Annotated in this window: 12 protein-coding genes; 10 read left to right on the forward strand and 2 right to left on the reverse strand. The window is 38.9% G+C overall.

What is annotated here, in order from left to right:
• The first annotated feature begins 146 nt into the window (after window positions 1-146).
• Window positions 147-5,069: a GLUG motif-containing protein gene (locus K364_RS25325; RefSeq protein WP_051533695.1), complete on the forward strand. Its 4,923-nt coding sequence runs from the start codon at window positions 147-149 to the stop codon at window positions 5,067-5,069.
• Window positions 5,070-5,167: 98 nt separating this feature from the next.
• Here K364_RS25325 and K364_RS0100365 read toward each other — a convergent pair whose 3' ends face one another.
• Entirely contained in the window at window positions 5,168-6,703 is a 1,536-nt protein-coding gene (locus K364_RS0100365) for a hypothetical protein (RefSeq protein WP_028306369.1), read from the reverse strand.
• Between the two features lie 149 nt (window positions 6,704-6,852).
• On the opposite strand from K364_RS0100365, the gene K364_RS0100370 reads away from it, so the two are divergent.
• The 9 genes from K364_RS0100370 to K364_RS26520 all read left to right on the forward strand — a co-directional run bounded on the left by K364_RS0100370 (window position 6,853) and on the right by K364_RS26520 (window position 12,067).
• Window positions 6,853-7,155, forward strand: coding sequence for a hypothetical protein (locus K364_RS0100370; RefSeq protein WP_028306370.1), 303 nt, complete (start codon window positions 6,853-6,855; stop codon window positions 7,153-7,155).
• A 69-nt stretch (window positions 7,156-7,224) separates the two neighbouring features.
• Window positions 7,225-8,646 carry a response regulator transcription factor gene (locus K364_RS25980; RefSeq protein ID WP_169734728.1) on the forward strand — a complete coding sequence of 474 codons (1,422 nt, stop codon included), beginning with the start codon at window positions 7,225-7,227 and terminating at the stop codon, window positions 8,644-8,646.
• Window positions 8,647-8,840: 194 nt separating this feature from the next.
• On the forward strand, window positions 8,841-9,020 hold the full coding sequence (locus K364_RS26515) for a hypothetical protein (RefSeq protein WP_156946365.1): 180 nt from the start codon (window positions 8,841-8,843) through the stop codon (window positions 9,018-9,020).
• A 162-nt stretch (window positions 9,021-9,182) separates the two neighbouring features.
• On the forward strand, window positions 9,183-9,887 hold the full coding sequence (locus K364_RS22285; protein ID WP_051533696.1) for an N-acetylmuramoyl-L-alanine amidase family protein: 705 nt from the start codon (window positions 9,183-9,185) through the stop codon (window positions 9,885-9,887).
• A 123-nt stretch (window positions 9,888-10,010) separates the two neighbouring features.
• Window positions 10,011-10,313, forward strand: a complete 303-nt coding sequence (locus K364_RS0100390) for a DUF6922 domain-containing protein (RefSeq protein WP_035267360.1) — start codon at window positions 10,011-10,013, stop codon at window positions 10,311-10,313.
• Window positions 10,271-10,918: a hypothetical protein gene (locus tag K364_RS0100395; RefSeq protein WP_028306372.1), complete on the forward strand. Its 648-nt coding sequence runs from the start codon at window positions 10,271-10,273 to the stop codon at window positions 10,916-10,918. Before K364_RS0100390 ends, K364_RS0100395 begins: the two co-directional genes overlap by 43 nt.
• 102 nt (window positions 10,919-11,020) lie before the next feature.
• Window positions 11,021-11,704 (forward strand): uracil-DNA glycosylase, encoded by a 684-nt coding sequence (locus tag K364_RS0100400; RefSeq protein ID WP_028306373.1) that lies wholly within the window; start codon window positions 11,021-11,023, stop codon window positions 11,702-11,704.
• Window positions 11,705-11,755: 51 nt separating this feature from the next.
• Window positions 11,756-11,890, forward strand: coding sequence for a carboxymuconolactone decarboxylase family protein (locus K364_RS27465; protein ID WP_277995516.1), 135 nt, complete (start codon window positions 11,756-11,758; stop codon window positions 11,888-11,890).
• Window positions 11,891-11,920: 30 nt separating this feature from the next.
• Window positions 11,921-12,067, forward strand: a complete 147-nt coding sequence (locus K364_RS26520) for a hypothetical protein (protein ID WP_156946366.1) — start codon at window positions 11,921-11,923, stop codon at window positions 12,065-12,067.
• 185 nt (window positions 12,068-12,252) lie between these two features.
• On the opposite strand, the gene K364_RS0100415 is transcribed toward K364_RS26520, so the two are convergent.
• Window positions 12,253-15,255 carry a ligand-binding sensor domain-containing protein gene (locus K364_RS0100415; protein WP_028306374.1) on the reverse strand — a complete coding sequence of 1,001 codons (3,003 nt, stop codon included), beginning with the start codon at window positions 15,253-15,255 and terminating at the stop codon, window positions 12,253-12,255.
• Between the last annotated feature and the right edge of the window lie 5 nt (window positions 15,256-15,260).

Genomic DNA, 15,260 nt, shown 5'->3' on the forward strand with positions numbered 1-15,260 from the left:
AATATATTTAGTTATCAATGGAAAGGGTGATGTATTACGATAAGTTAAAGTTAGAAAGCTTTTATAAGATGTAGAGACTTGAGTCTGTTATTACATGAGTACAATATTAACAGAAAAATTAAATGTGTGGGGGGATACGCTTGTTAATGGACCTTAAGATTAAAAAAGAGTGGATGCTTGCTCTGGTGGTCTTGTTTTGTATATGTGTGTTTGTGGTATCACTACCAGGGGAGGCGCGGGAGCTTGATGAACAAGCTAATGTAAGCCAAAGGAAAATGGCTGACATATCAGGTCACTGGGCAAATGAGGTAATCAAAGAGTGGATCGAAAAAGATTTAATAACAGGTTACCCAGATGGAACCTTTAAACCTAATAGTAGTATTACCCGTGCTGAATTCATGACCTTGGTCAATAAAGCCTTTGGATACAAAGATGAGGCTCAAATTGAATTTTCAGATGTAAATGACAAAGCCTGGTTTATGGGTACAGTTAAAAAAGCAGCAGCCGCAGGCTACATAGGAGGCTATCCAGACGGAACAGTAAGGCCCAATAACCCTATTAGCCGTCAAGAAGTAGCAGTTGTAATTGCTAAAATCGCAGGCCTTTCAGCTGAAGCAGAAAGTGCAGATTTATTTACTGATGCCCTATCAATTCCCGGGTGGAGTAAAGGGCAGATTGGTGCAGCTGCAGCAGCTGGCTATATGGGAGGTTATCCAGATGGAAGCTTTAGGCCAGCTAATAACATAACCCGTGCAGAAGCTGTGATGGCTTTAAACAAAACCCTAGCCGCCATGGATATAGATGAAAAGGTACAAAGAGTTTTTGATAAACCAGGCACCTATGGACCTGAGGTGGGTAAAGAAGTCTTGGAAGGTGATGTATGGATAACAGTATCAGGAGTAAAACTGCAGAATATGACAATCAAAGGCGACCTTAATATCACAGAAGGAGTAGGAGAAGGAGAAGTAGCATTAAAAAATATCATAGTGGAAGGCAACACCTACATTAGAGGAGGTGGAGCAGACAGTATCTACATCAATGGCGGTGAATACAATCGGATCATCATTCAAAAGACTAAAAATGGTGTCCGAGTTATAGCCATTGGAACAAAGGGAGCTGCAGTAATAATAGAAGAAGAGACAGAGGATAATGAAGTAATTCTAGGAGGAGACTTTGAAAGTGTCACCGTTTTAGCGGAAGGAGTAACCATTACAACCCAGGGGAAAACAAACATTAAAAAACTGACCATACAAGAAAATGCTAAACACGTAAGTGTAACTACATCCAAGGATACAACAATAAATGAAGCAGTAGTTAATACAAATGCAGAGTTTGATAATCAGGGCAGGATAATAGAAGCCACAGGAAAAGCAGCAAGAGAATCTATTTATGATGTAAACATGCCGGAAAATTTACTTTCCAGGAGATCAAGTTCATCTTCTGGTGGAGGCCCCACACCACCTTCCCCGCCACAATCTGAATTTGCAGGGGGCTCGGGAACAGAGGCTGATCCATGGTTAATCAGCACACCTGAGCATTTGAACAATATCCGAAATTACTTGAGCCAAGAACATGCTGACAAATACTTTAAGCAGACTGCAGATATTAGTCTAGAGAACTGGGGAGAGTGGGTGCCAATTGGGGTTGACGAAGGGACGCAAATGTTTGCAGGTAACTACAACGGGCAGGGATACATAATATCCAATCTGTTCATTGACCTGCCAGAAACAAATTATGTTGGCCTTTTTGGGTCAATAGGTGAAGCAAAACTGGAAAATATCATACTTGAGGGCGTTGATGTTACCGGGCGGATGCTGGTGGGAGCCCTTGTTGGCTATATGAATAATAGTGACATAATTAACTGTTCCTCAAGCGGTAGTATTATAGGAGAGTTTCATACAATAGGTGGCTTAGCCGGTTATAGTTACCATGGAACCATTACGAACTGTTTTTCTGAGGGGACAGTTACTGCCGGTTATGGAACTGTAGGGGGATTAGTTGGCAGGGTATATGATGGAAGTATACAAAGCAGCTATTCTACAGCATCGGTAGAAAATGAAGAACATTATGATGCCGGTGGGTTGGTTGGATCTTTGGAAAGTGATGGTGTTATAACGGAAAGTAATTCATCAGGCAGTGTGACAGGGATATTCGAAGTGGGAGGACTTGCCGGTAGAAACATTGGAGGACTTATTATAACATGCTATTCAACCGGAAATGTAACAGGTACAAGTGATGTCGGAGGGTTAGTAGGTAGAAATTATAGTACTGTTCAAGATAGCTATGCAACTGGCAATGTAGTTGGAGAAAATGCAGGCGGTCTTATAGGGAACAATGATAGTGGGACAATTTTAAGATGCTATGCTGAAGGAAATGTGGATGGTACAGGTGGTAATGGTGCAGGTGGATTGATAGGATATAGTATCGGCGGATCAATAAGTGAAAGCTATGCTATTGGACATGTATCAAATATCGGTGTTAACGGCATCAATTTGGGTGGTCTAGTTGGCGCTACCAATAGCTCAATTTATAACTGTTACGCTGCTGGTTCCGTGTCTGGTTATGGAACCCTAGGAGGATTAGCAGGAACTGCTAATGGGAATATTCATTACAGTTATGCAGCTGGCAACGTATCAGGAAGTGGTAATATAGGCGGATTGGTAGGTTTGGCAGATGGGCCTGCCTCAAGAATTAGTAATTACTATGATAGCCATACTACAGGACAATCATCTTCAGCAGTTGGAACCTCTAAAACTACAGCAGAAATGATAGATGCAGCAACTTTTGTAGGTTGGAACTTTAATGAAAACAATGGCATATGGGCAATCAACCATAATCCAGCATCTTATCCATATTTAAAATGGCAGGGAGTTAAGAATATACCAAATCCACCATCAGGGTTTGCAGGTGGATTTGGAACAGAAGACTCGCCATATCTTATTGAGACGGCAGAGCAATTGGATAACGTAAGATATTATCTTGGAAATGACCATTTAGATAAACATTTCAAACAAATAGAACACATAGATCTTACTGATTCTCCATGGAATGAAGACTGGATTCCCATAGGAAACAGTGCTAATCGATTTACGGGTAAATACGATGGGAATAATATGAAGATTACTGGATTGATAATTTCTGATATGGAGCCAGCCTATGAGCTTGGGTTGTTTGGATTTACTTCAAAGGACGCGGTTCTTAAAAATATTACTCTGGAAGAGGCTGAAGTATCCGGAAATGGTGAAATAGGAACACTTGTAGGTGTAAACTATGGTACAGTTCAGAACTGTTCAGCACTGTTAATTAACGTATCAGGCAGTAGAAATATTGGAGGGCTGATTGGAATTAACTATGGTTTAGTTAGTAACAGCCATACTACAGGAACAGTTACCAGTGATTATTACTATGCTGGTGGTTTAATTGGTGAAAACGCCTCATATAGCGGGGCCCAATATTTAGATGAAGCAGGTCATGTTATAGATTGCTACAGCAGTGTTAATGTAACAGGTGTAGAGGTTGTTGGTGGCTTGATAGGAAATGATTCCCGCGGCCATATAACAGGATCTTATGCTTCCGGTACAGTAACAGGAACGGGTGAACGAGTTGGTGGTCTGATTGGAGATGCTTATGAGTCAATTATTTCTGAATGTTACACTGAAGGAGCCGTTACTGGTGGTTCATATGATGTTGGAGGCTTAGTTGGAGAGGCCACAGCAAATACTGTAATTAATAGTTGTTATGCTTCCGGTAGTGTTAGTGGTGGCTCATATGTTGGCGGTTTGGTAGGTGAATTTGATGGGAGTATATCTGAAAGCCATAGTACTGGTTTAATTACAGGTAATTACTTTGTAGGTGGTTTAGTAGGCTATAATGGCAACGCAAGTCAAATCAGCAAAAGTTATGCTTTAAGTGATGTATCGGGCACTGGAACCTTTCAGCAGTTTTTTGGGGGATTGGTGGGTTATAACAATGGTGAAATAAATGAAAGCTATGCTTATGGTGATGTAATTTGTTTGTATCTATCTGCAGGTGGACTGGTGGGATATAATTTACAAGGTATAATACAAGACAGCTATGCAAGAGGGGATGTTCAGTGTCCTAATCGGGCGGGAGGCCTGGTAGGTGATAATCGAAGTAATATCATTAATAGTTATTCTACAGGCTATGTATCAGGTACAGATGATGTTGGAGGATTAGTAGGTCTTGATGATGGTGGAACAGTCACAAACAGTTTCTATGACCAGATTACTTCAGGGCAAAATGATATAGGTAATGGAACACCAAAAACCACAACGGAGATGAAGGACCAGGCAACATTTGATGCCGCTGGTATAGACTGGGATTTTGAAAGCATCTGGGGTATCAATTCAGGTGAAAATAATGGATATCCATTTCTCAGATGGCAGGGGTATGAACATCAGCTGCAGCCTGCTCTACTACTCGGTCATTGGTTGTTTGACGAGGGAACAGGTACAGCAGCTAATGATAGTTCAGGGAATGGAAATCATGGAACTCTTGAAGGTGCAGTTTGGACTGCTGACCGGTTTGGTAATGATGGTAGGGCATTAGAGTTGGGAGTAGACAAATGGGTAAATATCCCTGACACTATTAAACCATCAGAAATTACTGTTTGTGCATGGGTATACATTACAGCTACAGATGGTTCAGCAGGTCCCGTTTTCTCTGCCGAAAAAGGCTTAGGTGGAACAGGTTTTGGATACCGTTTGCAAGTTACATCAGATGGTAAGTTGCGCATGGAAGCCATAGCTCCATATACCGTTACTGGGGCACGTACTGTTACCTCAGCAGCACCACTAAACTTTAATCAGTGGTATCATGTAGCAGGAACTTATGATGGTAATAATGTAAAAATATTCATTGACGGTGTATTAGAAGGAAGCAGCAGTTTTGATACCTATGAAGGGTTAAACAGCGACATTAGTATTCCTCTAGCCATAGGGCATCTAGAAGGTTGGAGTGTGCAGTGGTTTAGAGGAAAAATTGATGATGCTCGTATTTACGACTCGGCACTTACCCAAGAGCAAATATTGAATATAGTAACTAGGTGACTAGTATATACATTCAAAAGGCGGTTTGTCCGATGACTAACCACCACTGGCTTTGCATGGGTTCTACCATGTCAACAAGTTGGCAAGTTTCGCTTTTACTACAATTTCAACTTTTCTACCATTGCTTCAAGTCTGGCAATGGTTTGTTTTTTATGCGCCATCTCTTTTGATGTCTTGTTTATCATAACGTTTAGATAATCCCAGAAGGCAGCAGTCATATTGCTTTCATTAATAGCAAAGATGAAGGATGGTACTGAAGTTTTCCCAACAAGCACTCCAACGTCCTCTTTGGCATAAACCATGCAGCCTGGCAATTGGTTGTTATTTGCCAGATGTACATTATAGTTTTCAAAGGTTCTAAGAAGTCTGATAATATTAAGAAAATGACTGCTTATTTCCTCAGCTGTATAAAACAGCGGGGCATCACCAAGCATATCAGAAAAACTGATCATTACTTTTCCGGCTTTAATATCCTCCAGGTCAGGGATGGTGATTATTTCAGTGAAACTGCACTTCTGCAAGCTTTCTTCGAAATTCTTGATGCGCATTTTATGGTAGGGCAGTAATTTGTCTTTTTTATTATCATCTATTCTTGAGTGAATGCTTTCTGCCGCATCAACAGGCAGGGTTATACTTGAAAGGGCATCTGTCTTGATAATTGCATTGGAACCTTCATTTTCAAATTCAGACAGGACAGATAAGTATTCACCTTTACTAAAGGGGGTAAATATGTGCATCAGCGGCCGGCAGAGGGCAAGAAAATCGTTAAATTCATCAGTAAGTGCCAGAACCGTGCGTTTATCTGTAATAATAAAATTAGCTGTATTTTTTGATCCATTTACTATAGAGTTTGAAATAACAGCAGCAGTATTCGGGGCAATAAATAATGTACGTCTAAATACACCATCACGAGTTTTGGGATAATAATAAGGCTCAATAGCACCAGTCATATAAATTGGGACCCATTGTTTAATTGCATAGAACATTTCGTCAAGATTGCGGTTTACTGTATGAATTATCTTTATCTTATTCCCCTTTATTATTATCTGGGACAAAAGAGATGTCCATTTTGCTGTAAACTCACGGTTATCCGTTAACCACTCCATGTCCTCATCACTGTGTAAAAGCAGGGTTTGTGGGCTTTTGTTTTTTAATACAAGAGAGAGAAATTTGATTACTGCGTTTTGTTTGCCTTCAATACCATACAATATCTCCTGGTTAGCTGCTGTGCTTTCGGATATGTTTGGAAGATCAATGTATGCAGCATGAGACGGCTTTTTAAATTTAAAATCTTTAAAGCCTTCAAGAAAATTTTCAAGGGGTCTGGAATTATCTATTTCCTCTTCAGAAAACCAATTATATAAAAGATCCACCATTGTTTCATTAAATTCTGGCACAAGCCTTGAGGTGTTTTTTATAGTCTCAAACAGCACGTTCTTTTGATATTGGGCACTGCAATTCCTGGAAAAATATTCTGCCATTGCTTTTATGTAATTCTCATTTTTTGCAGGGGTGCGTATACCCCGGCGCAAACGGCTGACAAATGATGGATCAAGTGCAATATTCCTGGCAAGAAGGCTGTTTGGAGTATTAGTAATATTCATGAGCAAATCAAGCTTTTCAAAAAATTTCATGTGTACCACCTCATAATCAATATACCACCTCTTTAAAATTCAAACAATATACATGGCACAATTTGTGCCATGTATTTGTCATTGCCATGTCATGTAAAGATATTTTAAATAAGAAGAAAGCTGATAAAATTAAGCTAGAGGTGGTTTTAATGAGTATCGACATTAAATTGAAAACAGGTTTTTTTAAAACCCAGTTGTATAGTCTTGGTGTTTGCCAGAATCAGCTAACCCTGATACCAAAAGAAAACAACGGGCTTAATAAGATCATCATAACAGCTAAAGAGTTAATCTCCGTAACTGTGTTCAAGCGGGATTTAAAAGCAGTTGAACTGGAAATCAAGACAAGGGATGGTACTTACATTGCAAACATCGGTGCAAAGACCAGCCTGGAGGAAATTCTTTTCACTTTTACAGGTGAATTTGGCAAAAAGCTTACAGTAACTAATATTTGAGCTCAAGCACTATTAGTATTATTAATAAGTTTTGGATTGTTAAGTACTAAAAAATGGGAGATGGTTTCCTTGGTTGCAACTCAAAAGTATGTTGTTTTGTCTATAGGGCTGTATTTTGGTTGGTTGTTGTCTGTTCCCTTTAATGGACCAATTATCTATGCTATTATGGCATCCAATGAAATAAATATATCAATACCTGCAATTTACATATTTGCCCATGCACTAGGACTGTTAACTATTGGAATTATGGTAAAAAAAGCTGAGCATTGGAGAAGCTTGATTATATATGGAGGCGCTTTGTCATTAGTTCTAGGATTACTGGTATTATTTATGCCACCAGTAATGTGGCCTTTTATCTATACAATTATTGGTTTTTGTTCTGCCATGTTTGTTTTAGGGTGGAGCTACCCTTATGCTCATGGTATTGATAATAAGAGCAGAATGAAGCACATGGCCCTGGCAATAATTCTTGCCAACATTGTATATGTTGTTTTAAATGTTCTGCTAACTATCTTAAATCTCCAGTTGGTGTATATTATGGCTTTATTATCCGTGGCAGGGGCTTTAAGATTTTCCAAATTGTTAACCAGGGTAGATTTTGAAAATATCCGAAATAGCAATAATGGTAAATTAAAGGAACTTCCGGTTTTTCCAGGGGTATTTATGTTAATAGTAAGTCTATTAATTTTTGGTCTTTATATTAATGGTGGGTTCATGTATCAGGTGATGTATCCGTCCCTGGCAAAGTACGAAAATGTAGCGGTTTTTTATAGAAGTCTGCCGTATATAGCCGTACTGGCAGTCATGTGGCGTTATGGCAATGTCCTTCAAAAACAACTGCCCATTTATATGGGAGTATCCTTTATGGGTCTGGCATTTATATCATTTTTGCTGCTGCACAATACTCTTCCAGGTTTTTTTCTGACAGAGACCTTGATACAGTCCTCCTTTGCCCTATTAGATCTTTTCTTTTTTACAATACTGGGGGATATTTCTGCAATGAATAGGGAGCCTATTAGAACATTTTGTTTTGGTATGACAGCCACAGTTGGTGCTATTCTAGTGGGAGGGCTTTTAGGTGAACAGCTTATGATTATTGGGGAGAGGTATTATTTATTTACTGCCATGTTTGCTCTTTCAGCCATTTTTTTAACTTTTTTGATTATCCCGTGGATGTTTGAAAAAATAGACCATATTTACAACAGTATCAATGATAAGGGAATTAATAACCAGCAAACAAACATGGAGATATTTCAAAGTGTTTTTGCGACCCATTCACTTACGGCAAGAGAAATAGAAATAGTAGAATATTTGCTTCAGGGTCTTACCAATAAACAAATAGCAGCAGAGTTATATGTGAGTGAAAACACTCTCAAAACCCATATCAAAAACATCTATTATAAACTGCAAATCAGCAGCAGACGGGAACTAATGCACAAAGTTCTTGAAAATAAAGAAAATCACCCCTTGGGATTAATAAATCACCCTTAGGGGTGATTGTTTTTATAGTCAAAAAAAGTAAGTATTTATTTTAATAGATCAAAAAGTGGGTGAGTAAGAGAAGGAGAGTGGATGTATGGATGAACAAAGCCGTAAAATAATCATCTATTCTATTGTTATTATAAGTATAACTATTTTAACTGTGTATATGCTCAGTAGTTTTTAAGAAGAAGGAGGTAGGGCAATTGATGAACTCGGACCAATCATTTTCATTTTTAATTAGAATATGGAAGGATGATGAAAATCGAAGTGCAGGGCAAATTGAAAATATTCTAACTAAAGAAAGACTTTATTTTGAAGGATTGGAAAACCTGCAGGTTACCCTGGAAAGCTTACTGGAAGAAAAAAGGGACAGAGAAGCTTAATTCAGTCAAAAAGCAGAATAAATGCTAAATTATATCAGGAAATAAATACCTTAGCATGTTAACTCTATCCTGGTTCTGTACCTCCAAACCATGGGAATATAATCTCTTAGGATTGTTATATTAAGGTTTTTTATATACGAATTGAAGGTAGGGGGGATCCAGGTGAAAAAAGCAGGCTATTTATTGGCTGCAAAATGGCTTATCTGTCTAATTGTTCTTGTGTGCTTGATAGGTTCTGTTATATTTATGGTTTTAAGAAGTATACCAGAAAAGGCAAAAACTTCAGAGAAGCCGGAAATAGAGATGCGAGGGGATATTAAAGTAGTCATTGACCCAGGTCATGGCGGAATAGACTCTGGAACTCATGATGGGGATGGCTTCCTTGAAAAAGACATTACCCTGGATATTGGACTGAAAATGCGTGAGTATCTGTTAACACAAGGTGTACCAGTTATCATGACCAGGGAAACAGATGATGATGTTAGTGATATAGATGGGCGTGGCAGACACCGCAGGGATCTGGAAAGACGGGTGAAAATAATTAACCAGGGGACATTAGGTGTGAGTATTCATGTAAATTCAACCAGCAGTCCCACAGAAAAAGGTTTTATAGTTTTTTATCCTAAAGATAGTAAGGAAGGAAAAGCATTAGCAGAAAAAGCCATTAAGGCGCTAACTCCTATTGGGCATCCAAATCATGATTTTCCTGTTCCCAAGAAAAATATATTTATATTGAGAAATGCCCAGGTGCCCGTAATACTTGTAGAAGTAGGGTTTATGTCTAACCTGGAAGATAAGAATAAACTTGGAGATCTATCTTATCGCCAAAAAATTGCAGAAGCACTAGGCCAGGCAGTTATTGAATAGAAGTAATTTAAAAATTTATTACAAGGATTTTCCTTATAAGTGTAGAATTGAGTAGAAAGAAACGGTAAAAACAAGGTGATTATTGGTAATAATATTAGAAAAGAGAAAATAGAGGTTAGATATATGGAGAAAAGTAGAAGTATACCTGCCTGGCTGAAACCTTTTTTTTGGGATGTGGATGTTAAACAGCTAGATCTAAAACAACATCAAATATTCATTATTGAAAGGCTTCTAAATGAAGGAGACCATAAGGCTTTAGGTTGGTTATTTAAGACTTATCCAATTGAAGATATTAAAACGGTTGTGTCAACCAGTAAGAAGCTTTCTTTGAAAACAGCTAGATGCTGGCAGAACTATTTTGGTTTAAGTGAGGAGGAAATGCGGTGTTTTGGGAGATACTGGATAAGCCCAGACAGGTATTGTTAAGCAGATTAGTTTCTGAAATGGATGTACCAGAAAGCTATCTAGCAGGCGGCACAGCGTTGGCCCTGATGATTGGACATAGGGATTCTTACGATTTTGATTGGTTTACCCCTAAAGAATTTGATCCAGAGGATGTTTACCGGAGCCTTTCCAGGCTAGGGGATAGTATGATTACTGACATGAAAAAGGGAACATTACATGCATTGGTTGATGGTATAAGGGTAACATGGCTGTGGTATCCCAACCCATTACTTGAGCCTCTTATACATGAGGATGAGATAAAAGGCTTAAAAATGGCTTCATTACTGGATATAGGTCTGATGAAATGGTCAGCCATTAGCGGTCGGGGGGCCATGCGGGATTTTGTTGATCTTTTTATGATCTGTCAAAAGGGTTATAGTTTAAAGGAAATGTTAGGGCTTTTCTCTGAAAAGTACCCAAATGCAAATATAAATTACTACCATATGGTTAAGAGTTTGTCATATTTTGAGGACGCAGAAAATGACCTAATGCCGAGGATGCTGATCCCTATAAAATGGGATCAGGTAAAGGATTTCTTTTTGGTTGAACAAAAGGAACTTTTAGACAGGGTGAGGTTGGATGATTGACAAATTATTATAAACTGGGCAGCCAAGTTTTGGGTTATTGCCCAGGTTTTCTTTAATACTATGATAATTTGTCTATATTAAAAACATCTCAAGGAGTTGGACATGAAGATACTGAAAAACGACTGGGCTCCTTTATTAGAACAGGAATTCCAGAAGCCCTATTATCTATCCCTGAGGGAATTTTTAATCGGGGAATACAAAAATCGAACCATTTATCCAGATAAACATAATATATTTAATGCCCTGCACTTTACGCCTTATTCCAAGACAAAGGTGGTCATCCTAGGACAGGACCCCTATCATGGAAAGGGACAGGCCCATGGACTAAGCTTCTCAGTTCAACCAGGAGTGATTCCACCCCCTTCCCTGCAGAACATTTTTAAGGAGTTAGAAAGTGATGTAGGCTGCAGCATTCCAAATCATGGATATCTAGTTCAATGGGCTGAACAGGGAGTTTTGCTGTTAAATGCTGTATTGACTGTACGTGCTGGTGAGGCAAATTCTCATCGAGGTAAGGGCTGGGAAAACTTTACTGATAAGGTTATCTCCTTATTAAATGAAAGAGAAGAGCCAGTTGTTTTTATCCTATGGGGCAAGCATGCCCAGGAAAAGCAGCAGCTTATTACATCATCCCAGCATCTGGTTATAAAAAGTCCCCATCCAAGTCCCTTTTCTGCACCAAGGGGCTTTTTCGGAAGCAGGCCCTTTTCCAGAGCAAACAGCTTCCTCAATAAAAATGGACAGCAGGAAATTAGCTGGCAGCTTCCAAAGGAAGTCAGTCTATAAGGAGTTATTGCTTTAACTAGAGTAATTAAATCAGAAGGGAGGTTTAATATAATGAGCAAAGCAAGGGAAACGGTTCAAAAATATTATGACTTTTTCCAATCAGCCCATGAAGAAGGAGCATTAGATGCGAAAACAAAGAAACTGCTGCATATTGCAACAGTACTTGCCATGGGTTGCGAGCATTGAGTTGAAAATCAGCTTGCAGTTGCAAGAAGAATGGGCATCACAGAGGAAGAGCTTGCTGAAACTATTCAGGTAGTGTCTTCAGTTTCAGCCGGTATCATTACAGCCATGTCTATGAGAGCCCAAAAAAGGTCTGAACCTGAGCAAAAGGGAAACCTAGCTGATATTTATAAAAAGTGAGACGAGAACATATTAAAATGCAGATAAGAAATGCCCCTCTTGCAAAATATGCAGGGGCATTCTAATTTTTAAAGTTTCTCGGGCAGGTATAGTGCCTATTCCTTTACAGGCTCATTACCAATAATATGCTGGTTTAGAATTATCTCAAGTTTATGAGATGACATTTTTCCATAAAGGTAGCGTTATTAATCTGCATCTATTTCACCTATGCAGATATTATTTCTTCCCCCTTGTTTAGCCCGGTAGAGGGCTTTATCTGCGGCCTGGATGATTGCTTCTGTGGTAGTATTTTGCCCTGGGATGATACTAACCAAACCCATGCTTACTGTTGTGGTAACATCTGACTGGGCTGACTGGGTAAATTCCGACCTTAATCGAACCTTTTTAACAGCTTCTTTAATTTTTTCAGCTACTACAAGAGCACCCTCTTGATTAGTGTCATACAAGACTATCACAAATTCATCCCCACCATAACGAGCAAGAATATCTGTACTGCGCGGCAGCTCTTCAACAATAGCCTTGCCAATATCTGAAAGCAAATAATCCCCTGCTAGATGTCCAAAATCGTCATTAATACTCTTAAAAAAGTCAATATCTAGTATGATGAGAGCAATGTAGATGCTGCTTCTTCTGGCAAGCTGTAATTGTTCCTCCATTACAGTATCAAAGTAACGCCGATTAAAATGGCCGGTAAGAGGGTCCTTTATAGATAGATTGGCTAACTTCTCGTTGGCTTCCTTTAGCTTATCATTTATCAGGCCTAATTCAGAATTTCTTTGATTTATTAACTGCATTTCCCTGTACTTCAATAAACCTATCATTACCAGTGAGAAAGTAACAATGTAAGCCAAATATGCTGGTTTTGTCTGATACCAGGGGGTGGCAATTGTAAAATAAACACTAGCAGGTTCAGATTGAATCCCCCTATGGGTTTCAGCTTTAACAGAAAACTTGTAATCTCCAGGGGGCAAATTAGAATAAGAAGCAAAGTCACGAGTTCCTGCATAAACCCAATCCCTATCGAAACCCTCTAATTTGTAGGAGAATCTGGTTTTTGCCGGAGAGTCATAATCCAAGGCAACAAATTGAAAGCTTAAGAAAGACTCCCTGGGAGCAAAATGTAGATTTGCATCATTAAAAACCAGGCGGTCTGGGTTAATAGAACTGTGAAAAAGATTTATATTAGTGATGTACACCTTTGGCGGTTTTAAATCTAGATCTGCATACACCCCGGGAATGGCAGAAATACCGTGCAGGCCGCCAAATAAAAGAGTCCCATCAAAGTCACGAAAATGGCCTGAATTAAACTCCCAGCCTCCTATACCATCATAGGGGGTAAGAACAAATATCTCATAACTGACCGGGTCTATAATTGATATTCCAGTGTGAGTAGCAGCCCAGATTCGGCCGTCATACCCTTCCAGTATTCCTGTTACAATGTTATTTGCCATTCCATCCAGCTCAGTAAAGCTGCGAAAAGAGTCTTCCTCTTCATTATATAAAGCAATACCACCACCAGCAGTTCCTACCCAGATTCTTCCGCTAGAATCCTCAAATAGAGTTCTAATGGTATTGCATGCAATTTGGTTATAGTCCCCGGGAACTCTATGATAAATCTTGAAATTTTCTTCCCCAGGCAGTAATAAATTCAATCCATTATTTGTGCCTGCCCAGAGCCGCCCTTTAGAATCATATAATAAAGCAAATACAAGATTATCTGACAAGGTATAATTGTGGCTATTTATATAATTGTACTGCCGCAAATCTCCACTCAATTTATTATAACGGTATAGTCCACTTCTATAGGTGCCTATCCAGAGCTCATTTTCACCAGCTTTAGCTAGAGAATAAACAATGGTATCATCAGGTAAAATGTTATAATGAGAAAATCTATCTGTGTTGAGGTGATAGTAAAATAATCCCGCACTTGTACCTAACAAAATTTTATCATTGCCAGCTTCTAAAATAGTAGATATGGAGTTATCAGGCAAAGAATTAGGGTCACTGGGATTGTGTATATATTTTATCATTTTTTGTTCAGCTGGATTATAGCGATTTAATCCGGCGTTATAAACTGCAACCCAGAGATTTTGGCTGCTGTCTCGAATTATTGAATTTATTTTGCCTGCACTCAAGCTGTGAGGATTATTTGCATCATGATAAAATCTTACATAATTTCTTTTTCTTGGATTAACCTTGGCAATACCCCCGCCATTTGTTCCTATCCATAAGATACCCGAGTAGTCTTGATACATGGAATAAACTACTGGATGGGGCAATGATTGATCAACACCTTGGCCAGGAAAATGGTATGTATGACCATCCCTTGTGGTTGCAAACAAACCCCCACCCCATGTGCCAATCCATAAAATTCCGTCACTGGTTTGTAAAAGGGAATAAATCCTGTTGTCTGCATAGGTTTTAGCTGCCATACTGCCTGTTTCTAAATTATATTCAACAACTCCTCCCTCCCATAGCCCCAGGGTAATTACACCTTCTGTAAACTCCTTGATAACCATAACAAAAGGGGATGGAAGTTCAATATCTAACTTTTTTATACTGTCGGTCTCCCTTTCATAGTAAAGGAGTCCTTCATAACTGCCGATTAACAAACGCCCCAGAGAGTCAATTAATAAAGCCCTTACCACATTGCCGGGTATTTCATATCTCTTTATATTCCCGCTTTTAGGGTCTAGCCTGTTTAAACCCTCCATGGTGCCTATCCAGACATTGCCTGAATTATCCGCGGTAATAGCAATTACTACTGAATTTGACAATCCATTGGTTTCAACTGTGTAGTTTACAAAAGAGTTTTCATCTATAAAATATCGAGATAAGCCATTATAGGTCCCAATCCAAAGCTCATTTTGCTTTTCATCATAGTACATGGTTTGAATGAGATTATGGACTAGACCATCATCTTCAAAAGGGTTATTTCTAATTATTTTCATTTGCCTGCCGTTGTAAAAGTTTAAACCACCTTGTGTACCAAACCAGACAAAGCCATAGCGGTCTTGAACAATAGAGGACACAGACAGGTTAGAGAGACCGGAATCCCTGTTAAGGAGTTCAAAAGTAGGGGTGATAGAATCTTGAATTAATGAATTAGCTATACCACCAGAAGCCCCAAAACTTGGATAAGTAAACAGGACTGTAATTATTATAAATATACAGATTTTATTAAACATCTATA

Origin of the sequence: Desulfitibacter alkalitolerans DSM 16504 (assembly GCF_000620305.1) — a bacterium.
In the GTDB taxonomy this organism is placed as follows: Bacteria; Bacillota; DSM-16504; order Desulfitibacterales; family Desulfitibacteraceae; genus Desulfitibacter; species Desulfitibacter alkalitolerans.